The organism is Rhodospirillales bacterium (genome assembly GCA_016710335.1).
Lineage (GTDB): Bacteria > Pseudomonadota > Alphaproteobacteria > Rhodospirillales > Defluviicoccaceae > JADJXQ01.
Genome location: JADJXQ010000003.1, coordinates 1 through 25,537, shown reverse-complemented (window position 1 = coordinate 25,537; position 25,537 = coordinate 1). Strand labels below are relative to the sequence as shown.

Below are 25,537 nucleotides of genomic sequence, written 5' to 3'. Positions count from 1 at the left end.
AGGAATTCATCCTGGCTCAGATGTCGCCACCGGTCGGCGCCTCGTCGTCCGGTTCAAAGGTCCAAGGAGGTATCATGTCGTTTTCGCCGATGTCCCTGCGCCCGCTCGAGACGTTCGCCCATCGCCGGCTGTGGGAGTACGTAACCTCCGACGCGCTCGAGGACTTGATGCAAACGGATTACTGGCGGATGGCCGCGGGCCAGGTGGAGGTCGGCGACGTGATCTGGGCGTTTCGCGTCGTCGAAGACATCACTCTGGAGGCGACCGATCTGGTGGTCGCCGGCTATCGCCGTTTCCCGACCCGCATGCCGGAGATCACCGTGCTGCCGTTCCGCACCCTCAAGCCCCCGGCGCACGTGGCGTCGCGCCTCCGCGCCGTCAACGGGTAGCGCGAGACGGGGAAAAATAGCGCTCGCGCGGGCCGTCGGCGGCGGCTATCATGCCTGCGCGCGGGCAAGTGCGAAGCCATTCGCCTGAGCAACATGCAATGGGGGGCTAGCAGATTCTTGAGTCTACGAACGTTGCGCTGATCACCGGCGTTACCGGACAGGACGGGGCGTACCTGGCGAAGCTGCTGCTCGACAAGGGCTACACGGTGCACGGCGTCAAGCGGCGGTCGTCGTCGTTCAACACCGCCCGGGTCGACGGCTTTTACGTCGATCCGCACGATGACCCCACGCGTTTCTTCATGCATTACGGCGACCTCACCGACGCCACCAACCTGATCCGGCTGGTGCAGGAGGCGCAGCCCACGGAGATCTACAACCTCGCCGCCCAGAGCCACGTGCAGGTGAGCTTCGAGACGCCCGAGTACACCGCCAATGCAGATGCGCTCGGCACGCTGCGCCTGCTCGAGGCCATCAGGATTCTCGGCATGAAGGACCGGGTGCGATTCTATCAGGCTTCCACTTCGGAGCTGTACGGAAAGGTGCAGGAAGTGCCGCAACGGGAGACGACGCCGTTCTACCCGCGCTCGCCCTACGCCGCCGCCAAGCTCTATGCGTACTGGATCACCGTCAACTACCGCGAGGCGTACGGCTTCCACGCCTCCAACGGCATCCTGTTCAACCACGAGGGCCCGACCCGCGGCGAGACGTTCGTCACGCGCAAGATCACCCGCGCCGTCGCCGCCATCGAACTCGGCCTCCAGAAGCACCTCTACCTCGGCAACCTCGACGCCCAGCGCGACTGGGGGCACGCCAAGGACTACGTGGACGGCATGTGGCGGATCCTGCAGCAGCGGGAGCCCGACGACTACGTGCTCGCCACCGGCGAGATGCACTCGGTGCGGGAGTTCGTCGAGCTCGCCTTCCAACAGGTCAACCGGACGATCGGGTGGCGCGGCCGCGACGAGAACGAGATCGGCTTCGATGCCGACCCGGCGACATCCTGGTGAAGATCGACCCGCGCTACTTCCGCCCGACCGAGGTGGAGCAATTGCTGGGGGATCCGAGCAAGGCGCGGGAGCGGCTCGGCTGGCAACACCAAACCCCGTTCCCGGACCTGGTGGCGGAGATGGTGACGTGCGACCTCAAAGCGGTCGCGAACGAGCGCGATCGCCGTGACCGGGCGGGCGAGTAGGATCGCCGTGACCGGGCGGGCGCGTAAAATCGTCGTGATCGGGAAGCGAGCAGGAACGTGACGAACGGCCGCTACGACCTCGCGGGCAAGCGCGTCTGGGTCGCGGGCCATCGCGGCATGGTCGGCGCGGCGCTGCTGCGGCGGCTGGAGCGGGAGGGGTGCGAGATCCTGACGGCCGGCCGCGAGACGGTCGACCTGGTGCGCCAGGACCAGGTGGAGGGGTGGATGGCCGAGGCGCGGCCGGAGGCTGTCTTCGTGGCGGCGGCGAAGGTGGGCGGCATCCTCGCCAACGACACCTTCCCGGCGGACTTCCTCTACGTCAACCTGATGATCGAGGCCAACATCGTCCATGCCGCCTGGAAGGCGGGGGTCGAGAAGCTGCTGTTCCTCGGCTCATCCTGCATCTACCCCAAGTTCGCGCCGCAGCCGATCCCCGAGGCGGCGCTGCTGACCGGGCCGCTGGAGCCGACCAACGAGTGGTACGCCGTCGCCAAGATCGCCGGCATCAAGCTCTGCCAGGCCTACCGCCGCCAGCACGGCTGCGATTTCATCGCGGCGATGCCGACCAACCTCTACGGCCCCGGCGACAATTTCGACCTCGCGACCAGCCACGTGCTGCCGGCGCTGATCAGGAAGGCGCACGACGCGAAGATCCGCGGCGACCGCACGCTGGTGATCTGGGGGACAGGCGCGCCGCGGCGCGAGTTCCTGCACGTGGACGACTGCGCCGACGCGCTGGTGCACCTGATGCGGGTGTACTCGGACGCGGAGCACGTCAACATCGGCTCCGGCGAGGACGTGACGATCCTGGAGCTGGCGCGGCTGGTGGCCGACGTGGTCGGCTTCACGGGCGACATCGTCACCGACCCGTCGAAGCCCGACGGCACGCCCCGCAAGCTGATGGCCGCCGACAGGATCAAGTCCCTCGGCTGGCGCCCGACGATCGGCCTGCGGGAGGGGCTGGAGGGGACGTACCGGTGGTTCGTGGAGAACACGTACCGGTGGAACCTGGAGCACGCGGCGAAGGCGTAGACGCGCGAGCCGGTCAGGCAAGGCCGGCCAGCAACTCCCGCCATGCCGCGACCGCCCGGGGCTTGTCGTAGCGGTCCTCGAACACCGCGCGCGCCCGCCCGCCCATCGCGCGGCAGCGCTCTGGATCGGCGGCAAGGTCCGTCAGCACCTGCGCCAGCCGTTCGCCGTCCCCCGGCGGCACCGTCACGCCGATGCCGTGCCCGGCGAGCATGCGCGCGATTTCCCCGTCCGGGTCGCCGACGAACACGGCCGGGCGGCCGGCGGCGGCGATGCCGTAGATCTTGCTGGGGACGATGAGGCCTTCGAGGTCGGGGATCAGCGAGACGATGTGCACGTCCGCCGCCGACAGGCTTTCGGCGAGGCGTTGCTGCGGCTGGTACGGCTCGAAGCGGACATTGCGGAGCCCGTGCCGTTCCACCGCCGCTTGCACTTGCGGCGTCCTGGCACCGCCGCCGATGAAGAGGAACCGGATTGCAGGGTCGTCGGCGGCGTCCCCGCCGCGGGCGGACGGGGATGTGGGCTGCAGCCGGACCATGGCGTCGACGAGGGTGTCAACCTCGTGGGCGCGGCCGAGGTTGCCGGAGTACCCGGCGACGAAGCAGCCGTCGAGGCCCCATGCGGCGCGAAGCGCATTGCCGGCGGGCGCGACCGGGCGGACGGCGGCGCCGTCGGCCCAGTTCGGGACGATGCGGATGCGGTCGGCGGGGATCCCCCGGCGCTGCAGGGTCTCGGCCATGCGCGTGCCGAGGACCACGTTGACGGCCGCGGCCCGGAGTGAACGGTCGCGGAGCCGGCGGAGGAGGGCGAACGGCAGGCGGCCGGCGCGGCCGCCGACGTGCAGGGCTTCGGCCACTTCTGGGAACACGTCCTGCAGCCAGTTGACCAGGCGGGCGCCGCGGAGACGCGCCACCGGCGCCGCGACGACCGAGAGCAGCGGCGGGTCGGTCTTGGCAACGACCACGTCGCCCCGGCGTGCGAGCCTCCAGAGTCGCCAGGCGGCGGCGAGGTAGAACGTGAGGTAGTCGAGCGCCCGCCCCGGCAGCCAGGAGCGCCCGAAGCGGGTGGTGGCGACCCGGTGCACCTGGACGCCCCGGATGGTCTCCCGCGCCGGCAGGCCTGCGCCGGGATCGTCGTAGCGCTGGCGGCTGGCGATGACGCGGACATCAAGGCCCGCCGCGGCGAGCCCGAACGCCAGTTCGGACAACATCTGGCTCGTCGCCGAATGATCGGGGTGGAAATAGCGGTTGAGGAAGATGACCGGCACGGGTGCGGAGGAAGCGGTCGAGGGCCGCGGTGGGGGGGCGCTCAGGCGGCGGTGTCCTCGGCCGGATGCACCCGGCGGGCGATGTCCGCCCCGAGATCGCGTTCTATCTTGGCGATGTCATGCTGGCCCTGCAGATCGAGCCAGAACTGCGCACCGTTGCCGAAGTATCGGCCAAGGCGAACCGCCGTATCAGCGGTGATGAGCGCCGGCCATCGAGAATGTCGGTGATCCGTCCGGCGGGAACGGCAAGATCCAGCGCCAGCCGAGACGCGCTGAGCCCAAGGACGTCCAGCTCGCGCTTGAGCAGACGGCCGGGATGAGCAATCGGGATCATGTTGTTAACCTGCGCGCGACTTTGATCATATGGCGTTCGCTCCTTCTGGTGCCTTGCGGGTCGGAGTTCGGCGCACGCCCCCTCAGCTCCTCGGGTCCTGTCCAGCAGTGGCGACAAGGACAAAGCCGTCGAGGGACGCCGCCGCCCTATCGAACGTTGCCGTGATCCCGCAGCCGCGCGCGCGGTTGGTGCGCCCGATCAGGCAGTCGGCAAAGTCCGCCCGGCCGTGGCGGTAGTCCCGGAGTGCCGCCCAGACCTCGGGTGCGTTCTCAACTGCGAACACCTCGGTGCGGAGGATGCCCTCAATGATCGCGGCCACCTGCGGGCGGGCGACTCCGTACCCACTCTGCAGCACCCAGGCGATCTCAACCAGCACGATCCGGTTGATCAGGCACGGCGTCTCTGCCGAGCATTCGGCCTCAGCGAAGGCGTCGGCGGCGACCGCCTGCTCCAAGTCGTCGCGCAGCAGCAAGCGCAGAACGACGTTGGTGTCGAGCCCCTTCACCGCCGGTGGGTCCGTTCCGCCGCATGCCTGTGGATGGCGTCCTCAAAGTCGCGGAGACCGAGTTTGCGGGGTGGCGCCGGGATGGCCGCCTTCAGGTCCGTCAGCGTCAGCGTCGCCGGGACCATCAGCGCGGTGCCGTCATCCTGGACAATGAACTCCACCCGGTCGCCGGGCGAAAGGTGCAGACACTCCCGCACGGACTTGGGGATCGTGGTCTGCCCTTTCGTCGTGATCGTGGCGGTCGCCATCGCAGACGCTCCTTCTGGTACCTTACTTCATGCCGTACTTCCCTACTTTACGGCAAGGAGACGGTCAGGTTCAAGAGACGCGCCGAATCAAGCGGCGGCGCGCGGGGCTCAGCCGGGTTGCTGACGCCGCCGCACCAGCCAGTCGCCGATCACCAGCACGTCCATGCGGGTGCGGAGGAAGCAGTCGAGGGCTTCCTCGGGGCGGCAGACGACGGGCTCGTTCTCGTTGAAGGAGGTGTTGAGGACGATGGGGAATCCAGCCGGATTCCCGTTACAACCATTGTACACGACTAGAACTGAAAGTATATGAACTGGTTTACCGGCCGAAGGTATAGAAGATCCAGTGCGATAACGACAGTAAGAACAGCCGTGTGCGCCGCATTCGCCGCAAAGCCGTTTGACTCTTTAAGGGCTGATAGAGTCCTTACGACATAGGGCGCGGTGATTACAAGGATCATGACGATCGCCGCGATCAAGTAGTAGTTTTCCCGCAGGCCAAGATAGAGCCAGCGGCTCGGCTCCAGAAGATGACCCCACATGATCAGAGTTTCATCAATGGACTGGGTACGGAAAGGGATCCAGGCCAGCATCGCCAACGGTAGCGTCCACAGCCAGCCTGCAACCTCCCCTATCCGACCCGGGAACAGGCTTCGGAGCGGACCGGACACGCGGTATATCGCGATCAGGCCGGCATGCCACAGTCCCCACAGCACAAAAGCCCACGCCGCGCCATGCCACAGACCCATGATCGCCCAGGTCAGGAACAACGCGACCCAGGCTCTCGATCCAGACGTCGTCGCTCTCTGATCAGGGAGGGTCGCGGCGGCGAGCCCGCCGGTGGATCTGTCTTCAACTTGCGCACCGGCTAACGGAAGGTACAAGTAGTCGCGGATCCAGCTCGACAGCGTGATATGCCACCGTCTCCAGTATTCCCGCGGCGAGCTGGCGAGATACGGATAGCGAAAGTTTTCGGGAAACGTGATCCCCATGAGCCGAGCCGAGCCCAATGCAATGTGCGAATACGCCGCGAAATCGAAATAGATCTGAAACCCGAACAAAAACGCGAGTGTCATCACATCGATCGCCGAAAGCTCCCCTGCCGGGACCGCAAATCCGTCATTAACGAAGCCAGCGATGTTATCAGCAAGCACCACTTTCAGGAAGAGTCCGCCCAATATTCTCTCGATGCCAATCAAGATGTTGGCAGATTCGAACTTCGGCCGAACATCCAACTGCCATATAATTTTCTCGCGCTCTCAGGATCGGGCCCGCGATGAGTTGCGGAAAAACATCACGTAATTTGCGAAGAGAACGAACTCCCGGCAGGGTTTAATGAACCCGCGTAAACATCGATGGTGTAGCTGATCGACTGAAACGTATAAAAGCTTATGCCTATGGGCAATAAAATGTCGAGAGCCGGCGGCGATATATTAACACCCGCGAGCGCCCCAAGACCGCTGAGCGAATCCGCAAAAAAATAGTAGTATTTGAAGAATCCAAGAAGCCCGAGATTGATACAAAGGCTCACTCCTAGCCAAACTTTGCGATGAAGGGCGGTGTGACTTCTGTATATCGCCAAAGCAGCCACATAGTCTGTCACAACCGAAATCAGAAGTAGCGGCACAAAATCAAATCGCCAAAACCCATAAAACACTATGCTCGACAGAAAGATGAGTATAAGTCGCGCCTTCCGTGCAAGAAGCCAATACGACGCGACAACAACGATGAGAAAAACAACATATACAAATGAATTGAAGATCATTGTAATTGGTCTTTTAAAGAACCGCTGACTGCATCCCGTAATAGTACATGACCGGCGAACTGAAAATGCATAAAGTCCAGTTCCTGGCCGCCCGTCAGATCGGTTGAGTCCTTCGTGCCCCAGAACTCACCGGGTACGAGTCCCTCAAGATTCACAAAGATACCGCTATGCGCACGCACCATTTCGCCGACTGTCCCCTTGAAGCTGGCGTACTCGGCTTCGACGTACGGCGGTGGTACGTCGGAACGCAGGGGTACGACGTATGCGATCACCTTCGTCCCCGCTTCTTCCGCCCTTCGCAGCAGTGCATCGAGAGCTTCGAGGTTCAAAGCCAGTTGCGCGGGTATAACACGGCGTTTGCTGCTAGCCGTTATGCCGAACGCGAGGTTTCTAAAGTAAAAGAGATCGAGCGCTATTTGGCCGCGCCCCTGTAAACTTAAGGTTTTCCAACGACAACAGTCTTCGAGGCGGTCGGTGATCCATGCTTCTGTTCTGTCTTGGAGTGTAGTAGGAGAGCCAGACTCATCTTCAGTCGCATCCGACGAAAGCTGCTCAAGAACTACCTTTCCGATCGGCTCCTCCTCAAGTCGCTCACGAACGCTTGGCGTCTCGATGGCTGCCGCGATTTCGGAGCGGATTGTATTCTCGCGTGTATCATCGAATACCAAGGGCAGAACCAAAATCGTAAACCGCCGCTGAGCGAAAAGATACTCGAACAGGATATAGTGCTCACGGAGCGACGCATTTGGTTGGCTGAATGCCAGGACCTCGACTCCGCGCGGGCGCCACCTTTCAGCAAGCAGCGCCGATGCGGGCCGCTCGCCCGGCTTCATTTGATTGATGGCGTGAAGCTGAGAGTTGCCGAGCCAGAGGATTGAACGCGCCAAGTCGCGTTCCCGCGCCGGTGCCAGACATCGCTCAGCGTCCGTCACATCGTGACAATGAATGGGCTCGCCTTCGTATTCGCCATATGCAGCTTTGTTTTCTTCACCGAGAGCAAAGTTTTCGAAATCTTGGCCTTGGCCGCCGAATATTGCGTATAGGGCGATAAGCGCTGCCAACGTGGCAACTGAATACGGAAGTAGATGGGCGAGGAAGGTTAAGCCCCCGCGAGGCATCAACAATGTCGTATTGTCAGTCACCGGCACACCGTTCGATGAAGTAATCCTCAACAACCAGCACGTCCATGCGGGTGCGGAGGAAGCAGTCGAGTGCCTCCTCGGGACGGCAGACGACGGGCTCGTTCTCGTTGAAGGAGGTGTTGAGGACCATCGGCACGCCGGTGAGGTCGCGGAACGCCTCGATCAAGGCATAGTAGCGGGGATTGGTGGCGCGGTGGACGGTCTGCAGGCGGCCGGAGCCGTCGACGTGGGTGACGGCCGGGATCTGCGCCCGCCGCTCCTCGCGGATCTGGAACACCTGCATCATGAAGGGGACGTCCGCCTCCTCCTCGAACCACTCGGCGACGTGTTCGCGGAGGATCGACGGCGCGAAGGGGCGGAAGGACTCGCGCCGCTTGATCTTGGAGTTGAGGATGTCCTTCATGTCGGCGCGGCGCGGATCGCAGACGATGGAGCGGTTGCCGAGCGCCCGCGGCCCCCACTCCATCCGCCCCTGGAACCAGCCGATGACCAGGCCCGCGGCGACGGCCTCCGCCGTCTGCCGGCAAAGCTCGGATTCGTTGCTGATGTGGGCAACGTCGCAGCCTTGGGCGCGCAGTTCGCCCGCGCGGCTTTCCAGCAGCGAGGCAACCTCCCCGTTGCTGCACGCCGGACCGAGGCGTGGTCCAGGACGAAGCGGCGTCGACGAGGCCGCCATCAAACGCGGATCCGGATGCGACGCTGCGGCCGGTCGAGCGCCGTTGCCGTTGAGCGCGTGCGAGACGTGGATCGCCGCGCCGATGGCGCCGCCGGCGTCGCCGGCCGCCGACTGGATGTAGACCCGCTTGAACGGCGTCATGCGCCGCACCTTGCCATTGGCGACGGAGTTCATGGCGCAGCCGCCGGCGAGGGTGAGCGCGCCCACCTGGTAGCGCGCGTGGAGGGTGTCGAGCAGATGGAAGAACGCCTCCTCGTACATGGCCTGGGCGGAGCGCGCGATGTCCCGGTGGCGGTCCTCGAGGGGCTCGCCCGGCTTCCGCGCCGGCCCCAACAGGCCAGGGAGGGCGTCGCTGAACAGGGTGCCGACGGTGGGCGAACCGCCCGACCATTCGTATGCGATCTTCTCCCGGTGGTGGCGGAAGTAGGCGGTGTCGAGGCGGAAGCCGCCGTCGCCGTCGAGGCGCACGACCTTGCGCATCTCTGCGAGGTAGCGCGGCGCGCCGTAGGGAGCGAGGCCCATGACCTTGTATTCGTCGCCGTAGTGCGGAAAGCCGAGGTATTGGGTGATCGCCTGGTAGAAGACGCCGAGCGAGTGCGGGAACGAGACGCGGCCGTCGATGCGGATCTTTGAGCCGCGGCCGACGCCACACGCGGCGCTGGAGAAATCGCCGAAGCCGTCGACCGAGGCGGTGACGGCCTCCTCGAACGGCGAGACGAGGAAGCAGGAGGCCAGGTGCGCCAGATGGTGCTCGACCCGGTGCACCTTGCCATGGAAGGCGGCGTCCGGAAACGCCTGCCGCAATTCGTTCTCGACCGACTGCCGCTTCGCCTGGTTGCGGATGCGGTCCACGATGAGGCGCGGGTCCGGGCGCTGGGTCAGCGCATAGCGGGCCCGCTTCAGGAAGCTGGCGCGGGGGTCGGCATTGACGGCGACGTGCTCAATACCGCCGAGCCCGATGCCGGCCTCGGCGAGGCAGTAGCGGATCGCCTCGGACGGGAACCCGGCCCAGTGCTTCACCCGCCGGAACCGCTCCTCCTCCGCCGCGGCGACGATGCGCCCATCGGCGACGAGGCACGCCGAGGCGTCACCGTGGTAGGCGTTCAGGCCGAGGATGGGCATGTGGGGCACGGATGAACCTATGCGAGTGGTGTCAGGACTTGCGGACGACGGCGATCATCGACTTGGCGAGGGGCGGGATGCGGCCGACGCGCTGGAAGCGGATGTCGGAGAAGCCGGCTTCTTCCAGGACCGCGCGCAAGGTGGCCATCGAGAAGAACTTGATGTGTCCGCCGTCCCACAGGGCCGTCAGATGCCGGTCCCACGTTCCGGTTACCGCGAGGGCAAGGTTCTTGAGGTAACCATGGTAGGGCGGAGATGACCCCCTACCCCCGGCTCCAGGAGAGCATAAAAGCTGCGGGCAAAGCGCCGCGGGTCGCGCGGTGTTCGACCACTTCGAGGCTGACCACGAGCGGAAACGTCCCGTATGTCGCCGCCAGATCGTCATAGGCGCTCCCGAGGGCGAACCGCAGATCCGGGTAGGCGTTTCTGGCATTGTCGATCCCGGACCTCGACGTATCGACGCCGGTGACTTCAAAGCCCATTTCCGAGAGCATGTTCGCCGTCGCGCCGCTGCCGCAACCGAGATCGAACGCGCGGCGGTCGCGAAAGGCGTGCTCTTCGACGATGGAGCGCAGTGCATCCCAGAGGTAGGCGTGGGCGCAGGTCGGCTGGGCGTCGGCGTACCGGTATTCGGACACCGCGTGCGGATCCATCGTCACTGGCTCGTCCCCCTTCCTCTGCTACCGTTCAACCGCATCTCCCAAAGCTTGGCGTCGACGAGGAAGCGGAACCAAAAGCGTTGCAGGACATGAAAAACGAGACCTGGACGACCGTCGAGAAAACCGAGGCGGATGACGTAGTCGAACAAGAAAAGGAAGAGGGGTCGGACGAACAGCGGGAAGGCTCTGTAAACTTTCATGCGCAAAAAGCGTTTGCGCTCGATGGGCGTTCCAAACCAGCGGGGCTGGATCTGGACGCGATCCTGATCAGAAAGGAGTTCTCTCGCTTCGAGCGTGGCCCAACGGTTATGGCGGTCGGTCCAACTCGTGAGATTATCGGTCAGAATGTCGATGTAGTCGTTCTCGAGCCTGCGGACATTGCCATCGACGACGTAGTGCTGATCGTACAGTCGATCCTCGCAGCGGACCTTGCCGATGCGGGCAAGGCGCAAATGCCAGGACGGGTACTGTCCACCGTGTCGCAGCCAACGGCCCATGAACCAGGTCTGCTTCCTGAGCATGTAGCCATCGAAGCCGGGTGTGTCGGATGCCAACACGCCGGCGATCTCCACTCTCAGGTCCGGGGTCAGTCGCTCGTCAGCGTCAAGGCAGAGCGTCCAGGCCGTCGTGACCGGGAGGTTGTCGAATGCCCAGTTGCGTTGAGCGGCATAGTTTTCGAACGGATGCTCGACAATCTCGCAGCCGGCGCAGCGCGCGATCTCGATCGTTCGATCGGTGCTGCCGGAATCGACGACGAACACGCGGCACGGCAGTCCTTCCAGCGACGCCAGCAAGGCCGGCAGGTTGGCCTCCTCGTCCTTAGTCAGGACGATGACGGAGAGGAGGGGCTCGGTCACTACAGCGTCTTGCCGGCGGATGGGTGATCGCTTAGCTGCTTTGATTGCAGGCAATCCATATATACGCGCTCCATCCGCTCCGCGATTGCGCTCCAACTGAACTCCTCGCGCGCGGTTCGGCGGCCTGCCTCACCCATTGCCGCCCGAGCAGCGTCGTCACGCAACAAGTGGTTGATGGCTTCGGCGAGCTTCTGTGGCGCGCCATCGACAACAACGCCGCTCCCTGAAGCCCGCACAGTGTCAGCATGTAGCCCAACCTCCGGCGTGACCAACGACCGGACAACCGACGGCCATCGCCTCCAGCACGACCATACCGAAATTCTCAGAATACGAGGGCAGCACAAGCATTGCCGCCGCCCTAAGCCAGCTCCACTTTTCGGGCCCATGTACGGGGCCAAGAAAATGAACCCGATCGGCGACCCCTTCACGGAAAGCCAGCCCTTTGAGTGAGCGCTGGTATTCTTCCTCATCGTTTCCCACGATCACGAGATCGGCATCGCGGACTGCGGCCATTGCGGGAATCAGCCTGTCCAGCCCTTTTTCTTGACTCACTCGGCCAAGGAATAGAATGAAGCGGCTATTGGGAAGCCAATTACCACCACTCTTTATCAGATCATCCGCATGCGGTGGATCAACGATGTTTGGTATCACAACAGCTCGCCGATGCTTCAGCCGTAACGCCCGGAATTCCTTTTCCTCATGTTGTGACGTAAAGTGGATGGCCTCTGCATTCTCGATATTCCGCCTCTCAAAGAGACTGATCCATGCCATTTTCGCCATCCAGTTCTTTCGCCAGATGAGATCCGGAACAAGCATCCCATGCGTGGTGAGAACGTATGGTTTCCGATGCATTCTCGCCGACACTGCCGCTGCGGTGGTCGGCCAAAGAAAGATTGAATGTAGGTGCAGAACATCGAACTTTGGCACGTTCAGTCGTAGAGCACGATGCATTGCACGGGATCGGCAGACACGTCGGAACACACCAACAGGAAAATACCAAACGTGTACCCCGCCGATTTTACATGTTGACCTAAAGGCACGTCCAAATTCGAGTCGCCGTCGATGTTCGTCGTATAGACGTGCACCTCGTGCCCCAGTTCCACCACAGCCTGCGCTAAAGCGTGAACGCAGACAATAGGACCCCCATATCGCACGGCGGGGTAATAGCTAGGGGACACGTAAAGCAGGCGCATTACAACATAGTATACATGGCGCTGGAACAGGGTAGACTCACAATACATGAGATTTCTAGAGTGCGTGCCAAGTCGAAGAACATGCGAGGGTATCGGATGCGAGGTTTCCGCACGATGCTTAAGCTTTTAGGAGCCGGTCGATAAGCTGACGTAATTCACTTGAAAATCGATGCGGCCCGAATTGCACTCCAAGAGCCCGCGACGTCGCCTCGGCTTTGGCCCAATGCGCATCGTCCCAATAGATGATCTGGCGCAGCGCGCACGCGATCGCCATTTTGTCGCCGGGTCTAAACAGCACTGAGTTTTCCGGGCGCGCGAAATCGGGGGCCGCACCGACCACATTGGCGAGAGCTAAAGCACAACCCGAAAGCACCGCCTCGTGTACCACGACGCCCCAGTGCTCCTCGAGTGACGGCAGCACCACGCAACGCGAATGGCGCATCAACTCGGCAAGTTGTGGTGGCTGAAGAAAATCAAGAACGCGGATCGTAGGATGGACCGGGATCGCAGAATGTAGCGAGCCGCTGCCACACAGTACCAGGCTCCAGTCAGGATGATCCTCGACGACGCTCAAGAACGCCTCGGCAAGATCGAGAACGTTCTTGCGCGCGATGTATTGGCCGACGAACAGAAAAGTCTGCGATCGTTCGATCAACGGCGCGCCACCGTTAAACAGGCTCGGATCTGCGCCATACAAGCCGGGCACAGTCCGGTCTGCAGAGTATCCCATGGCACGAATGTACCGAATTCCAGCGGCACCTGGCGTCATTACCGCGTCGAACTTCCGGCGAAACAGCAACTTGTGTCGTAACCGATCGACAAAGCGTTGCTGCAGGGTACCCTGCCAGTTGATGTCTGATGCCAACACCACCCTGCCGCCGATGCTGCGAGCATCCGCCGCTAGTGAGCGGAACGAGGGTACAGAGTAGCCTCCCTGGAGCAGGATGTCGGGCCGGTTGATACCGAGATCCTGCCAACAAAGGCCGCGGCAGTCGCTCCTTATCCAATGCACTGTCTGCCCAAGCGAACGTTCCATTCCTGCAATTGGTACATCTGGCCGCGTTGCGACGACTTCCACATCCCCGCCAAAGTCGTCGACAAAAGCCTTAATGCACCGCGCCGCGTAGTCGGGCATCCCCATCCACGCCACCGCGATCGACGTCATCCGAAGAGCCGTTCGGTTTTCGAGTCTCGATTATCAGCCTGCCAACGACGCGCGAGCCGTCTCGACAACAAGCGGCTTTCCGCCAACGCCAGTGCTTGAGTTGGTTGCTTCAGGTATTTGATGGCAGGACCGAGCGCCCGATATAATCGCATAAGCCAAACCGGATCTCTGCCCAGAACATTCCTATGGACGCGTTCCAGATCCTCTCGATACCTCGCCTCGTGGGCGGATCCCGCAACGCCACCGGTCAGGCTACCGCTGTGTAACCGAAAAACCCCGATCCGGTCGCGGCAAAGCCGGAAACCAACTCTCCGCTGCGCCAGTTGGCAGAGAATCTCGTAATCCCAACAGGAGCAGTTGCACGGATTAAACCCGCCGATGTCGCGAAACGTAGACATGCGGAATGAAAAGCCCTGCTGGACGATCACGGCGCGGCCATGCACCAGCGCGTTTACGCTGAGCGGGGTCGGCACCATCTCCCTCAGTGGCCGGCCATCACCATCGACCATCCAACCTCGAAAAAGTAACACATCCGCGTCCGGGTTTTCCTGCCATGCCGTGCGCAGGCGCCCGATGGCACCAGGGAGAAGAAAATCGTCAGAGTTTAGGAGGTATCCATCGGCCCGTTGCACGCCCAAAGCCTTTGTTGAGGCCGTCGGCAGGGCCGTTGTCGGGCTCGAAGACGAAATGGTCGATAGCGTGGCCATACCCGGCAAGGATCTCGCGGCTACCGTCGGTTGAACCCGGATCCACGACAATGTACTCGACGTCGTCGCCCTGCTGCGACAGCACGGATTCGACCGCCTGGCGTGCGTATTGCGCCTGATTGAACGAGATAGTCACTATGGACAGGAACGGAGCAGTCATGGGAGCAAAGTAACTGTCCGGTTCACCGTTTCAGGAAAACAGCGTCGAAATAGAGCACACGGCCATCTGAGTCGCAGTACTGATCGAGCACGCCGATGAAGGCGAAGCCGACTTCGTCCATCAGCAGAAACAGATCGCGAAAAGAGGGTTGACCGACGTAAAGCCCAGCGACTTGCACCTCAATGATAGCGGCCCTTGCCTGCGCGATCGTCTTCTTCCCGCCGCGAATGACACGGTCCTCGAACCCTTGCACATCAATCTTCACGAGCAGGTCGTCCGCGATGGACGGCTTCAGAGTAGAAGCGATGTCGTCGAGCACCTTGAGCTCGACACTTAGGTCCTCTGTGCGCCGGATCTGCGGAAATGCCGTCGTGTTCTCCGCTGTCGACGGCAGCAAAGAGGATGACGGCAGCGATTCGACCGTCGAGCAAAGCGTCATAGTGCCAGCCTGCTCGCCGAGACCGAAGTTGTGTGCGACGATCGCCCCCCCTGAATTGGCGCCGACGACTCTCAGGGTCTCGAACGCGACAGGAGAGGGCTCAAAGCTGTGGATGGTGGCCGCTGGGAAGTTCTCATGAAGTATTTCGCGCGCGAATCCGCCGCGACAGGCGCCGATATCAAGGATGGTGCGCATCGGATAGGTGCTCAAGCCGTTCCAGAGCGCGTTCGGCACCTGCCTACTCTGCAGCAACGTAAAACCGAAAAGGTTGACTAACCTCTGGGCGATGGGCTTGATCAGCGGCATCAGCCCCGTCCTGCGCACCAACTTTCTCAGGTTCGACATGCGCCCCCCAATTCAGGCTTTTACGCCTAGACACCGCCGGTGCATTCAGCGCCTCACTCTTTGTCCTCAACTTGCCTCGACATACAAAGACTCAACGCTACGACTTGGAGTGTCGCGAAGCAGTTGTACATCGGCGCCCTCTCCAAACGTACGCTTCTCGACATTCTCGAATCCTGCACGATACAATGCCAGCCGCAGCGTTTCATAATCCCAAATAAATTGATGACCGTAGAACCTGAAAATGCGGTTAACGCTAACAATTGGAGTTACGATCGCAAAGTAAGTCTTGTCGCTGTCAGCGTTGGGCATGCAAGCCCTGTTTCCTCCTTGGTGTTTACAATACTGTGAGAGGTAAAGTTCCCCGTCAGGGACCACAAGTCGAAGCGTGCCGCCTTTGCGCAAGATGCGTCGACACTCCGCTAGGAGTTTCAGAGCATCGGCAAACGGGATATGTTCCAGCATGTGCTCCGAGAAGATGCCGGATACATACCCCTCTGGGAAGGGAAGCCCCCGTGTCACGTCCCAGCAGATGTCGGTGCCGGGATGCCAGCCGTAGTCGAGGTTACAGAAATCGGGGCTAACATTCTGGCCGCATCCAAGGTCCAGATAGCAGCCTTTCTTCTTCCTATTTGCGAACACTATCCTATTGCGGATCAAAGCGGAGACAATACGCTGCACTTTCGAGTAGCCGAAAATCGATCGACGTAAATCAAGTTTTGTGTTCGAAAAATTCAACTTCACCAGGAACATCTCTTTTATCTAGGCTTTACTCAGGATCGTTTGTCATGCCAAATTCGACATCAGGGTTAGTCCCCGGGATATTAGCACGGCCGCGGAGACGCAACACGTATCTCCTGACGCTGTTCTTCACATATCTCGAGAAAACCGCGCCGTAGCGCACCCGACCGATTAGGTAGTCCCATTCCTCAATGGATATTGCCTCTTCCGGACCGCGCGGGACAGCATGCGGTGTCCAACCGCGGGGTTCAGAAAGCCACTGGGGTGGACGCGTCGTGTGTGTTGCATCCTTTGAGAAGCCAATGTTCTTTACGAGCCAGTGTTTCGGAACCACCGACAGCCCGCCGCCCGCGATTTGCTCATAGATCCGTTGATAGTCCCAAGTGTCGACCAAACCCGAATAGGTGGCATCCAGCAAATGGCGGAAATGGGGGGTTTGCAGCCGGCTTGTCAAGCCAGACCCGACACGGAAGCGCGCCCGCTCGCGCGGCCAGTTTGCCATTTTCGAATCGTAATTCGACCAACGCGAGCGCCAACTCGCCCACCCCCAAACCTCGAAATAGCGAGAGTAGAAATAGTCGCCCTCGATCCTGCTCGTTGCGCTCTCGACCGGGTTGATGCCGGCGATAGACCATATTCGCGTGTCCCTCCTGTAGCGATCGAGCAGAGCCTCGCAGAAGGGAAGAAAGGCCGGATCGGGAACGATGTCATCCTCTAGGACCGCTCCCTCCTCCTCGCGCCCGAAGAACCACTTGATGGCCGCGGCAACCCCGCCGCGGCAGCCGAGATTCTGACCCTGGAAGTTGAGCTCTTTCTTGCAGCCGAAGTCAAAGTCGCTGACGAGGCGCCTGACAGCGCTGCAAGACTCTGCGTCGCTCGGCTTTTGCGCACGCGGGCCGTCGCAGGCCACATACACTTTTGTTGGCTGAGCAACGCGAATAGCTTCGCAGACCTGCCGCGTCGGCTCGGCCCGGTTGAATGCCATGAGAAGGACGGGGATCGCCAACTGTCAGCGCCTCTTGGCGCTCGCCCCAACGTATTCACTCTCCGGGATGCGAAGTAAAGGCAGCATGTTCAATACGAATGCGACAGCGCATTGCGCGATGAGGACCGCCCATGCGCCTCCGACTGCGCCGAACATGGAAACGAGCCCGTAGGACAGTCCCACGACGAGCGTCGCGCCGAGAAACATGTTGAACGCATGGAGGCGCATCTTGCCATTGACGGTGTACCAGTATTGTTGCACGTAGCCGACATATACAGGGATCGCTACAAAGGCATGTACGCCTAGCACCGCGGCGGCGCTGGAATAAGCAGGCCCGTAGGCCGCGGGCAGGATTAGTTCGGAGAGTGCGGAGAAGCCAGGGGCGATCGGTACGGCCAGCAAGCCCATCGCGCCCATTGATTTTAGGAGTGTCGCCCTAAAATTTGCCGGATCGATGTGGAAGGCGCGCGTCAGTTTTGGGGCCGAAGTCAGCATGATGATATCGGCAAGGACATAGGAGATCTGCGAGATTGTGATCGCGGCCGCATATAGGCCAAGTTCGAATTCGCCGCGCAGCGACGCGACGGCATACTGATCGGCCCGTAGGAATACCATGATGCAAAGGGTTGAGGAGAGATACCACGGCGATACTTTAAAGTAGCGGATGCCTGCCGCAGCGCGTCCGCTCCCAGGGAAAGCCGGAACCCGTCGCTCCGTGCTTTGACAAACAGAAGGGCCGAGTACATCGCCATCTCGCCGACATTGACTGCAGCGAAATAGAACGTCTCCGCACCTCCCGCGATCAGCCAAACTCGACATACCGCCGCCACCGAGAGGGATATGCTTTTAAGGATGACAAGCCACTCTGCATAGCGAAGGCTCTGGATGAAAGCCTCCAAGATGGTCTTGCCCTGTAGGAGCAGAGAGCAGGCAAGGATCGCGCGCAACCAGAAATCTCTGCGATCACCTTCGAGCATGGAGGATGCAACGACGACCGCAGTGAACGTTACGAGCGAGAGCCCAAATAGGAGAGCTGTTGCGCCTCCGACTATATCGGGCTTATCCGGTCGGTTAGATGTCAAATCGCCCATGACAAGCTTTTCAACCGAGAATGTCGCCAACGGTGTCGCCATGGTGACGATGAGAATGGCGAAGCTCAGCCGACCGAATTCATGGGGGCCGAGATAACGGGCTACAGCGACGGAGATGAAGAAGCCCAGTCCCAGCTGATAGGCGCGCAGGCCGAGCATAACTCCGATCTGGGCTGGAGCTGCTCCGCGCGGCCAGCCCCGAGGGAGATGCGCTTCGAAAGAGTGGAACGAACACGTCTGAGTCGCTCGACTTCTGCCGCGGCCAAGGCCTCACGCTGCTTCATGGCTTTGGACTAGCGACACCCAACATTAGTTCGCGTCACACTCCGGGTGGACGAGCAGCAAATTTTGATAACCGTACTTCTTTTTTGGTGAATGGGGATGCAGCTCCCAGTCCCGAAATTCGTACGGGAGATAACCTTGCGCGAGGAGAACGTCGAGGACTTGCCGGGTCGTGCTACCGCTCTGGCTGCTGTCGCCGGTTTCTATAGCGATCCTGGGCTTAAGCCGCCCGATGGTCGAGAGGGCGCCCTGCACGACATCCATCTCGGCACTCTCGGCATCGATCTTCACAAGCTTGCAGCTTGTCAGTCCGAGCTCCTTCACAACCGGATCGCGACGGTGCATACGTCGATCTCGACCTCGCCCCGAAAGACGAGATTCGCATTGCGCTCTGCGCCGGACGTAGCAAAGGCCGATCCTGCGAGGCCGAAATCCTTGAATGTGAGCTTGCCTGGGGCCGAGCCTGCCGCCGCAGCGATCAGGTGATGCCGAGCTGATGCCGCGAACCGCTCCATGTTCTCCTGAAGAATGGCGCGCGTATCCAGCATCGGTTCGAAGATGACAACGGTTCCGTCTGGCCCGACCAGCTCGCGGCCGAGCATGGAGAAGAAGCCGAAGTGGCCGCCGATGTCGATGAAGGTGTCGCCGGGGTTGAGCGTCAGCATCATGTAGAACGCAACGTCTTGCTCGAATACGCCGTATCGCCAAATGCTTACCGAAACCATTTCAGGAAGGACAACGAGCATACGGCGACCAAAAAATGTTTGCGCCTCGGTGCAGCAGATGCGCCCCACCCGCGCGAGCGCATATGGCTTGACGGCGCTCCAGGGCCTCCGACAAAGCAGCTGCGCCTTGCTTTGCATGGTCATCCGCGAGCACGCTTTGAGCCTTTTAAGAAGCGCAGTATCCAAGGACGGTTCCCGATAAGACCTACTGAACGATCGAAGTCTTGGTCATGGCATCGGATAGCCGTGAGATGCGAGCCAACCAGCATACCGATCATTGAGAACATCGATCTCGCTGGCTGAGAACTGGTTGGCCCAGTCGCCATCGTTCCCGCAGGATGCCGAGATGTGGTCGCTATGCAGCAATGTCTCCGGGTCGTAGTTTGTGCGATTAATTATCCGCGACGCGAGCCGCCTTAGGATATATCCGCTCCCGCTGATATCGTCCTGGCGCGAACCCGCTGTAAGGAAATCAGCAATCGTGAATACCCGCTCATCCGCAAGCGCCACACCCAGTTGGTGGGCTATCTGGCGCGCCGCGGAGGCAATATCGGCAAAGAGCAGATCGTACGGCTGCACGAGCACGCCGGGAATGTCGACGAAGGAATTTTCTATCGCGATCGTTGCATCAAGATCGGAAAGAATTTGCTCGAAGGGATAAGCCCACTTCTTCTTGATCGAAGCGGCGATATCGCGCACGTCGCGATAGCTGAACAACACGTGGACCCGGTCGGTGTAAAAGTCCTGCGGAAGTGGCGGGTCATGGGTCTTTACAATGGCCCAGCGATTGGACTGCCTGAGCCACTCGAGGCGGGCCCGTTCCTTGGGCCTAATCAAGTGGCCCAAGAATCCGACACGTTCCAGATTGTACTTCGTCTCGAGCACCATAGCCGCAATATTGTATTGGAGCGTCGAGCCGGAGCGCAGCATCCCGTTGCAGATGACAATCATGACACTTGTTTCAAGTTGCCACCGCCCCTTAATGCCGCGAGCAAGCGGTCAGCAACGGCATCCCAGTTGTATAGCCGCAGTGTTCGCTCCTGTGCCTCCAGGGCAATTTGTTCGAGTTCGTGTTGCGGGCGAGCGTAGGTGGCCAGCACTGCCGCAGCAACCTCTGTGGCGCTGGGCTCGTCGACGAGCACGCCGAGCCGACCGTTCTCGGTCAACTCGGGCAATGCCGCGACGTTGTTGCCAATGACAATCGCGCGCGCCTTCATGGCTTCGAGATAAACCTGTCCCCAGGGATCAGCTAGCATCGGTTGAACAAGCATCGCCGCGCCATAAAACAAACGGCTGAGCGTCTCGCGCTTTACGAACCCGTAAGCCTCTACGCCGGCTGTATTCTTGAGCTCACCACCACTTGCCGGCTGCCTACCAACACCAGTCGTGTTGCGGCCGCTCTCGCCGGATGATCTCAAAGCGCAGCAAGGACGATTTCGCCTCCCTTCTCGGCGAAGAGGTGCTTTGCGACAAGCAGCAAGTGGCCGTTCGCGTAGTCCTTTTCGCCTTCGAAGGGAGCAAGTTCACCTGAGCCACAGCCGACAGCGAAGACGCGTTCGCTCGGCACCTCATAGTGGGCCACGACGTCGTCACGCACGTGGGCGGAGAAAGTGAGCACAGTGGCTGCGCCGGCAAGCGCGGACCGCTCGAGTCGGTCGACCTCGTCCATGGCGGTGGTGGAGAATCTCGGTGCGACGCGGCTATTGCGGAGCAGGTTCCAGGTGTTGTCCATCCAGATCGAGTACGGCACATCGGTACCGAGCGGCACGTCGAGCGAACCGGTGCAGAGAACGTGATCCGCGCCGGCGCGGCGTGCACGCTCGGCTACGTACGCCCCCCGCCGCTGCCGCGCCGGAGCAAACCAACTTACGGCGTTCCAGGGGTAGCCGCGCATGCTATTGCCCGCGGCCATCACCGCCTTGTCGATCCGCGTCAGGAGCGAGCTGTCCACTGCGACGATGTCGACGGTCCGCCTCTTCAGCGCCGCCGACAGGTTGGCCGGCGCCGCCGACCACGTCCCAACGTCCAGCGGATGGCCTGCCACCGAGGTAATGGCGAGCCTCATGAACTCGGCCGTTGCGACTCGATAGCAAGTTCCTCGTTACTGCTGTCGTAGAACCGGTCTACTTCCTCGACGCGGTTGAACATCGGATCTTCGGCATCCCCAAATTTGCAGCGGCGAATGGCTGTAAAGCCCGACTCCTCGAGCAGGAAGGTCATAAGGCCATAATCGTACATCCAGCGGTGTGCGCTATTGCCGTAGGCCGCCCGTAGCCGCTGAACCAACGACCTGATCGGGGTCTCCTCGCCGAGATAGGAAATACGCATGAAGCGGTCGGCGGCATCGCGTCGGCCAACCTCGGATTCCTCGACGAGCTGGCGGGCGCGCCAGATCAGATCGGGGACGACGAGACGGAACACGCCGCCCGGTCTTAGCATCGCGTGGGTGTTGCGAAGCGCAACCGCGACGCTCTGACGATCGAGGTGCTCCAGGACATGGCTGCAATAGACGCCATCGGCCGAGGCGTTCTTCAGCGGCAAGCCCTGAACGATGCTCCCATACATGACACCCTTCGGGAAAAGCGCTATACCGGCAGCGTGGATGATGCCACCTATGGCTGGCGCCCTCTCGGCACGCAGGCGGGGCGAGATGTCATAATTGGACCAGCCCTCAGGGCAGCTAAGCCCGCAGCCGTACTGAACATAGAGCCCCACAGAGATACCAATTTTCCGCCGGCGTCAGCGCAGCGGGCGCACGAAGTTGCCTGCGGATGTGAAGCCTCGCGTCGGCGACATCGCGGTGGCGGCAATCGCCCGCACGTCGAACGATCTCAGGGCCTCAGCTGCATAAACCAGCACCATCAGGTGAAGGGCCACATCCATGCGGTGCGGACCAGGCGAAAAAAGTACGTTCCAGATCGTGTCGAGTGTGATGTAGACGAACAGAGGCGCGTAAGGGTTACGCCACAGCATGCTGCGTGCAAGCACATAGATGGAGAGTCCAAGCACCGCGAACCAGCAAAGAGCTGCGAGGATGCCGGCGTCGGCCCAGGCACCGAACAGGTGGCTATGGCTCGGCGTACCGAGCTCCCACTGGCGTGCCTGGTGGTTTTGCATCAGCGAATAATAATTATCCTGCCCGAGATAGCTCGCAGTGGAAACATCGACCCAGAAGTCGTAAACGTTCGAGTCTACGTTGGTCGAACCGAAACCAAGCAGCGGGCGTTTCGATATGGCATAGAGCGCTGCGATCGTGTCGGGGCGCGCCGCCGCGAGCAGACCGTAGGGATTCGAGAACTGCTGCTCCATTTTAAGCTGTAGCTCGTCCGGTAGAATCCCGCGAGCGCCCAGAATTATATGCACGAGGGCCATTCCGATAAGGGCGGGCCCGCCAAACCGTTGAAGGCGTGGAGAATTGTAGACAACAGGCACAAAAAAATGGTCGCCGATGTGCCGAGTCCGAGTCGCCAGGGTTGGAGTCCATAGTTCTTGCTAGCGCTCTGTCCGACCAACAAGATGAAAACGTAGGAAATGCAGTAGCCCGCCAGTATCAGACGGAGACGCGCGGGGTCTCCACGAGACAGCCACTTTATCGCAATGACCAGCAGCGCAAGTATTACGTAGGTTCCGGCACGCTTCAACGTGCCGTCGATGGATGCGTCGTTGATGAGGTCCGAGACGATCTGCGCGGAAGCCGCGAGCAAGAACAGAATGACGAAGCGCTGTTCCCAGCGGCCAAGACACCGAACAGCCTTATGCAGATTCAAGAGGAGCAGGCCAAGCACGACAATCTCGACATATCGCAACTCGCCCAAGACGCACGCCATAGTGAAGGACCGTGCAGAGTCGCCAAAAGCGGGCGGTTTCAGTAGGGGGTGGTTTGCGACCTTCGTCACAACGTGGTCGGCCTGCCGCCGGTGTTGTAGTCAAGTTCGCCCTCACCGAGTTCAATCGCAGCAGGGTGAACCGTGACACCACTCACGATACCGAAGTGCGTTCGCCTGCACCTTCCGCCACGGTTGGCAAACCTCAATCGAGGAAGGCTGAGGAAGCACAGTCCGGTCGTGGCGTCGGTTCGGCTGCCGTGCCTGCCCCACGCTACCGCACTCCGGGTGAAAGCGGGTTCACCGGAGTGCGGGCGCTCGCACTTTACATTGCCGCCGGGATGGCCGGCGGGTCGTCGTACGTGTCTCTCGCGCCGCGGCGGGGCCTCGGCGCTCAGGGGAGTCCATTCATGACGGGTCGGTCGGCGCTCATGACGGAATGGCGGTGGCGGCGAGCGCGGGGCAGGCCGGCAGCAGGTCGCTCTCGGCGTCGGGCTGGGCCACGGGACCCGCGCCGCGGCTTGTTGCGGTCGCGGGTCGGGCGCCCGGCGCAACCGCGGCGGCTAGGGCGGAGTGCCAGCTTCGGGCGAAGCGGAGCAGCCGCGGCAGGGCTGCAGCGACGGGGACGGCCGCGTCCGCCGGCCGTGGCGCCTGATCGACGCTGCGGCGGGAGATGGTGACAAGGCCGAGAGGACCGCGCCCAGCAGCCATTCCGCCGGCAGCTCAAGGGCAGCGGCGTCGACGCCGGGTCGAAGCGACCGCGGCGGCGGCGCTCGCCGGATCCGCGATCAGCGTGCCGACCGTCAACGTGTCGTTGCCGCTCGCGAGCCGGAGCGCGTCGTCACCGCACGCGAGGCGGAGGCTTCCCGGCGCAGCCGGCGCCGCCACAAAGGGCCGCCGAGGACCCGGCGCACGCGGTTGGCCGCGGCCGGCGCCACGGCCGCCTGAGCCGCAACCGGCGCCGCCCGCTCGCCGCGCTCACCAATTAGTTGTGCATTGGCGGAACTGGATGCTCCGCATTTGCAGGCATAAGCGGATAGACGCACGCCAGCACCGCGACGGCGCAGACAGAAAGATAGACACTCATGATCGCCCCCGTCCTCTAGCCCATCCTTGTTCTTTTTTGTCTTGGCCGCCGGCTGCTTCTGAGCCTGGATCGGCAGGTAGTTGCGGCTCGCTCGACGCTGTTCCCGACGGAACGACGAAAAAGCCTTCTCATCAGCGGGCCGGTTTGTACCGCACCGGCAAAGATAAAGCAACAGCCTTCTCGGCGCGCACCACGGTCGCGGCGATGCCTGCTGCCCCGCCCGCGCCGGCCGCAACCCCCTGCTTGCACAATGCCGACGTCATGGTGTTGGCGTGCGCCGCCGGGGCCACTGTTGCGAAAGGATCGCAACTGACCGAAACTCAGCGGGACACTGGGCCGGCGGCGGGGCCGCGCGCCGGCAAGGGGGCTGAACGCTGCCCGGCGGCGCCCGCTAGTGCGGGCGGTGCATGCAAAGAATTCACCACCGCACGTAACATATTGATTCTAAGGCACAACTCCATTCGTCGGAATCGTTCAAATGGGTCTGTGCACTAGATCACATGGGCCTGTATGGTAGATCAAACGGGTCCGTACCCTCAAACGGACACAGGGACGGGTTTCTCTTCCCGGCGAGCGGATTCCCACTTCGGTCTATTATTCCGCGGCGCGAAGTGTTGATATTCAGTTTCCAACATTGCGCTTTCGCGAGCTTCGTGGCGCTGCCGCTGTTGATGCGGCTCACGTGGCGGCTGCAACTGGTGGACGCGCCGGGCGAACGCAAGGTCCACAATGCCAGCGCCGTGCCGCGCTGCGCGGCAGGCTCGCCATCATCCGCGCGGCGCTGGTGCCGATGTTCATGTAGGCTCCCAAGTGGACGATGCCCTGGCCGGCGCTATATCGCGAAACGCCCCCGTCGTCGTCGCCTTCAGCGTCATCGACGCACTTCCGCGGCATGAACGCGTGGGCAGTTCTTCGGCCGTAAGGGCATCGCCGTCGCGGTGGCGCTGTGCCGCGGGATCGTCTTCGAGGTGGGTCCTGCCGTTCTTCAGGATGGACCCGGCGCCGCCGTGGGCGACCTATCCGGTCACGGCCCTCTTCCTCCTCGCGAGCAGTCACCAACGCCTTTAACCTGTTCGACGGCGCTGGAAGACCTGGCCGGCGGCTGTGCGGCGTTGAGCCTGCTCGCCGTCGGGGTTCTTGCCGCACAAGGGGACGGCTTCCTGGCTACGCCCTGATCGCGGCTCGCGGTGATCGGCGGGATCTTCGGCTTTTTGCGCTTCAACACCCACCCGGCCAACGTCTTCGCGGGCGTTGCCGGCGCCCGTTGGTCGGCTTCACGGTGGCGGTGTGAGGCGTGCTGGGTCATCGGGCGCCGATCCGGCGCTCAATCCGGAACTGCCGTTGCTGCTCCTCGGCGTACCGGTGGTGGACACGCTGATGGTGATGACGGTGCGCCTGGCGGAGGGCGCTCGCCGTTCAGCGGCGACCGCAACCACGTGCACCACAAGCTGCTGGACGTTGGATGCGCTCGCCACTACGAGGCGGTGGCGGTCGTGTACGTGATCCAGGCGTCGCATGCATCGCGGCGGCGTTCCGTGCTGTGGTGCGCACGCCTCCGACCTGCGGTGGTGGGCGCCTTGGCGCGCGTTCGCCGTCGCCGTGCTGGCGCCGCTG

General features: G+C 62.0%; 29 protein-coding genes and 4 pseudogenes. 4 read left to right on the top strand and 29 right to left on the bottom strand.

The window, feature by feature from the left end:
- Positions 1 to 74 precede the first annotated feature (74 nt).
- From IPM60_05855 to IPM60_05845, 3 genes and pseudogenes are all read left to right on the top strand, one after another.
- Positions 75 to 389: a hypothetical protein gene (locus IPM60_05855; GenBank protein MBK8907423.1), complete on the top strand. Its 315-nt coding sequence runs from the start codon at positions 75 to 77 to the stop codon at positions 387 to 389.
- 113 nt (positions 390 to 502) lie between these two features.
- Positions 503 to 1,581: pseudogene (gene gmd / locus IPM60_05850) on the top strand (GDP-mannose 4,6-dehydratase).
- A 117-nt stretch (positions 1,582 to 1,698) separates the two neighbouring features.
- The gene (locus IPM60_05845; protein ID MBK8907422.1) at positions 1,699 to 2,613 is read left to right on the top strand and encodes a GDP-L-fucose synthase; all 915 of its coding nucleotides are present in this window, start codon (positions 1,699 to 1,701) and stop codon (positions 2,611 to 2,613) included.
- 13 nt (positions 2,614 to 2,626) lie between these two features.
- On the opposite strand, the gene IPM60_05840 is transcribed toward IPM60_05845, so the two are convergent.
- From IPM60_05840 to IPM60_05700, 29 genes and pseudogenes are all read right to left on the bottom strand, one after another.
- Positions 2,627 to 3,877: a glycosyltransferase family 4 protein gene (locus tag IPM60_05840; GenBank protein ID MBK8907421.1), complete on the bottom strand. Its 1,251-nt coding sequence runs from the start codon at positions 3,875 to 3,877 to the stop codon at positions 2,627 to 2,629.
- 41 nt (positions 3,878 to 3,918) lie between these two features.
- Positions 3,919 to 4,211, bottom strand: a pseudogene (locus tag IPM60_05835) (HigA family addiction module antidote protein).
- Between the two features lie 82 nt (positions 4,212 to 4,293).
- Positions 4,294 to 4,716, bottom strand: a complete 423-nt coding sequence (locus IPM60_05830) for a type II toxin-antitoxin system VapC family toxin (protein ID MBK8907420.1) — start codon at positions 4,714 to 4,716, stop codon at positions 4,294 to 4,296.
- Complete coding sequence (locus IPM60_05825) at positions 4,713 to 4,964, bottom strand: type II toxin-antitoxin system PrlF family antitoxin (protein ID MBK8907419.1); 252 nt, start codon at positions 4,962 to 4,964, stop codon at positions 4,713 to 4,715. Before IPM60_05825 ends, IPM60_05830 begins: the two co-directional genes overlap by 4 nt.
- Positions 4,965 to 5,072: 108 nt before the next feature.
- Positions 5,073 to 5,297: a hypothetical protein gene (locus IPM60_05820; GenBank protein MBK8907418.1), complete on the bottom strand. Its 225-nt coding sequence runs from the start codon at positions 5,295 to 5,297 to the stop codon at positions 5,073 to 5,075.
- A pseudogene (locus IPM60_05815) lies at positions 5,255 to 6,726 on the bottom strand (MBOAT family protein). The gene IPM60_05820 and the pseudogene IPM60_05815 overlap by 43 nt, the downstream one beginning before the upstream one ends.
- Positions 6,723 to 7,868, bottom strand: coding sequence for a hypothetical protein (locus tag IPM60_05810; GenBank protein MBK8907417.1), 1,146 nt, complete (start codon positions 7,866 to 7,868; stop codon positions 6,723 to 6,725). Before IPM60_05810 ends, IPM60_05815 begins: the two are co-directional and overlap by 4 nt.
- Positions 7,861 to 9,666, bottom strand: coding sequence for a carbamoyltransferase (locus IPM60_05805; protein ID MBK8907416.1), 1,806 nt, complete (start codon positions 9,664 to 9,666; stop codon positions 7,861 to 7,863). Before IPM60_05805 ends, IPM60_05810 begins: the two co-directional genes overlap by 8 nt.
- 31 nt (positions 9,667 to 9,697) lie before the next feature.
- A pseudogene (locus tag IPM60_05800) lies at positions 9,698 to 10,319 on the bottom strand (class I SAM-dependent methyltransferase).
- A gap of 2 nt (positions 10,320 to 10,321) precedes the next feature.
- Positions 10,322 to 11,182 carry a glycosyltransferase family 2 protein gene (locus IPM60_05795; protein ID MBK8907415.1) on the bottom strand — a complete coding sequence of 287 codons (861 nt, stop codon included), beginning with the start codon at positions 11,180 to 11,182 and terminating at the stop codon, positions 10,322 to 10,324.
- Positions 11,182 to 11,454 carry a glycosyltransferase gene (locus IPM60_05790; GenBank protein ID MBK8907414.1) on the bottom strand — a complete coding sequence of 91 codons (273 nt, stop codon included), beginning with the start codon at positions 11,452 to 11,454 and terminating at the stop codon, positions 11,182 to 11,184. Before IPM60_05790 ends, IPM60_05795 begins: the two co-directional genes overlap by 1 nt.
- Positions 11,423 to 12,163 (bottom strand): glycosyltransferase, encoded by a 741-nt coding sequence (locus IPM60_05785; protein MBK8907413.1) that lies wholly within the window; start codon positions 12,161 to 12,163, stop codon positions 11,423 to 11,425. Before IPM60_05785 ends, IPM60_05790 begins: the two co-directional genes overlap by 32 nt.
- A gap of 330 nt (positions 12,164 to 12,493) precedes the next feature.
- Positions 12,494 to 13,540 carry a glycosyltransferase family 4 protein gene (locus IPM60_05780; GenBank protein ID MBK8907412.1) on the bottom strand — a complete coding sequence of 349 codons (1,047 nt, stop codon included), beginning with the start codon at positions 13,538 to 13,540 and terminating at the stop codon, positions 12,494 to 12,496.
- Positions 13,537 to 14,172, bottom strand: a complete 636-nt coding sequence (locus IPM60_05775) for a hypothetical protein (GenBank protein MBK8907411.1) — start codon at positions 14,170 to 14,172, stop codon at positions 13,537 to 13,539. The genes IPM60_05780 and IPM60_05775 overlap by 4 nt, the downstream gene beginning before the upstream one ends.
- Positions 14,138 to 14,407 carry a glycosyltransferase gene (locus IPM60_05770; GenBank protein ID MBK8907410.1) on the bottom strand — a complete coding sequence of 90 codons (270 nt, stop codon included), beginning with the start codon at positions 14,405 to 14,407 and terminating at the stop codon, positions 14,138 to 14,140. The genes IPM60_05775 and IPM60_05770 overlap by 35 nt, the downstream gene beginning before the upstream one ends.
- Before the next feature lie 22 nt (positions 14,408 to 14,429).
- The gene (locus tag IPM60_05765; protein ID MBK8907409.1) at positions 14,430 to 15,152 is read right to left on the bottom strand and encodes an FkbM family methyltransferase; all 723 of its coding nucleotides are present in this window, start codon (positions 15,150 to 15,152) and stop codon (positions 14,430 to 14,432) included.
- Positions 15,153 to 15,257: 105 nt separating this feature from the next.
- Complete coding sequence (locus IPM60_05760) at positions 15,258 to 15,941, bottom strand: methyltransferase domain-containing protein (protein ID MBK8907408.1); 684 nt, start codon at positions 15,939 to 15,941, stop codon at positions 15,258 to 15,260.
- Between the two features lie 16 nt (positions 15,942 to 15,957).
- Positions 15,958 to 16,935 (bottom strand): hypothetical protein, encoded by a 978-nt coding sequence (locus IPM60_05755; protein ID MBK8907407.1) that lies wholly within the window; start codon positions 16,933 to 16,935, stop codon positions 15,958 to 15,960.
- Between the two features lie 3 nt (positions 16,936 to 16,938).
- Entirely contained in the window at positions 16,939 to 17,733 is a 795-nt protein-coding gene (locus IPM60_05750; GenBank protein ID MBK8907406.1) for an oligosaccharide flippase family protein, read from the bottom strand.
- A gap of 581 nt (positions 17,734 to 18,314) precedes the next feature.
- Complete coding sequence (locus tag IPM60_05745; GenBank protein MBK8907405.1) at positions 18,315 to 18,632, bottom strand: FkbM family methyltransferase; 318 nt, start codon at positions 18,630 to 18,632, stop codon at positions 18,315 to 18,317.
- On the bottom strand, positions 18,608 to 19,198 hold the full coding sequence (locus IPM60_05740) for an FkbM family methyltransferase (protein ID MBK8907404.1): 591 nt from the start codon (positions 19,196 to 19,198) through the stop codon (positions 18,608 to 18,610). Before IPM60_05740 ends, IPM60_05745 begins: the two co-directional genes overlap by 25 nt.
- A gap of 42 nt (positions 19,199 to 19,240) precedes the next feature.
- Positions 19,241 to 19,963: a hypothetical protein gene (locus IPM60_05735; GenBank protein MBK8907403.1), complete on the bottom strand. Its 723-nt coding sequence runs from the start codon at positions 19,961 to 19,963 to the stop codon at positions 19,241 to 19,243.
- Positions 19,960 to 20,430 carry a glycosyltransferase family 4 protein gene (locus tag IPM60_05730; protein ID MBK8907402.1) on the bottom strand — a complete coding sequence of 157 codons (471 nt, stop codon included), beginning with the start codon at positions 20,428 to 20,430 and terminating at the stop codon, positions 19,960 to 19,962. The genes IPM60_05735 and IPM60_05730 overlap by 4 nt, the downstream gene beginning before the upstream one ends.
- Complete coding sequence (locus IPM60_05725; protein MBK8907401.1) at positions 20,427 to 21,077, bottom strand: hypothetical protein; 651 nt, start codon at positions 21,075 to 21,077, stop codon at positions 20,427 to 20,429. Before IPM60_05725 ends, IPM60_05730 begins: the two co-directional genes overlap by 4 nt.
- On the bottom strand, positions 21,074 to 21,577 hold the full coding sequence (locus IPM60_05720; protein ID MBK8907400.1) for a methyltransferase domain-containing protein: 504 nt from the start codon (positions 21,575 to 21,577) through the stop codon (positions 21,074 to 21,076). The genes IPM60_05725 and IPM60_05720 overlap by 4 nt, the downstream gene beginning before the upstream one ends.
- Positions 21,578 to 21,751: 174 nt before the next feature.
- The gene (locus IPM60_05715; protein MBK8907399.1) at positions 21,752 to 22,321 is read right to left on the bottom strand and encodes a hypothetical protein; all 570 of its coding nucleotides are present in this window, start codon (positions 22,319 to 22,321) and stop codon (positions 21,752 to 21,754) included.
- A 44-nt stretch (positions 22,322 to 22,365) separates the two neighbouring features.
- Positions 22,366 to 22,827 (bottom strand): hypothetical protein, encoded by a 462-nt coding sequence (locus tag IPM60_05710; GenBank protein MBK8907398.1) that lies wholly within the window; start codon positions 22,825 to 22,827, stop codon positions 22,366 to 22,368.
- A 438-nt stretch (positions 22,828 to 23,265) separates the two neighbouring features.
- On the bottom strand, positions 23,266 to 23,547 hold the full coding sequence (locus IPM60_05705) for a hypothetical protein (GenBank protein MBK8907397.1): 282 nt from the start codon (positions 23,545 to 23,547) through the stop codon (positions 23,266 to 23,268).
- Between the two features lie 12 nt (positions 23,548 to 23,559).
- Positions 23,560 to 23,724, bottom strand: a complete 165-nt coding sequence (locus IPM60_05700; GenBank protein MBK8907396.1) for a hypothetical protein — start codon at positions 23,722 to 23,724, stop codon at positions 23,560 to 23,562.
- A gap of 1,486 nt (positions 23,725 to 25,210) precedes the next feature.
- On the opposite strand from IPM60_05700, the gene IPM60_05695 reads away from it, so the two are divergent.
- Positions 25,211 to 25,426 (top strand): hypothetical protein, encoded by a 216-nt coding sequence (locus IPM60_05695; GenBank protein MBK8907395.1) that lies wholly within the window; start codon positions 25,211 to 25,213, stop codon positions 25,424 to 25,426.
- The last annotated feature ends 111 nt before the right edge of the window (positions 25,427 to 25,537 follow it).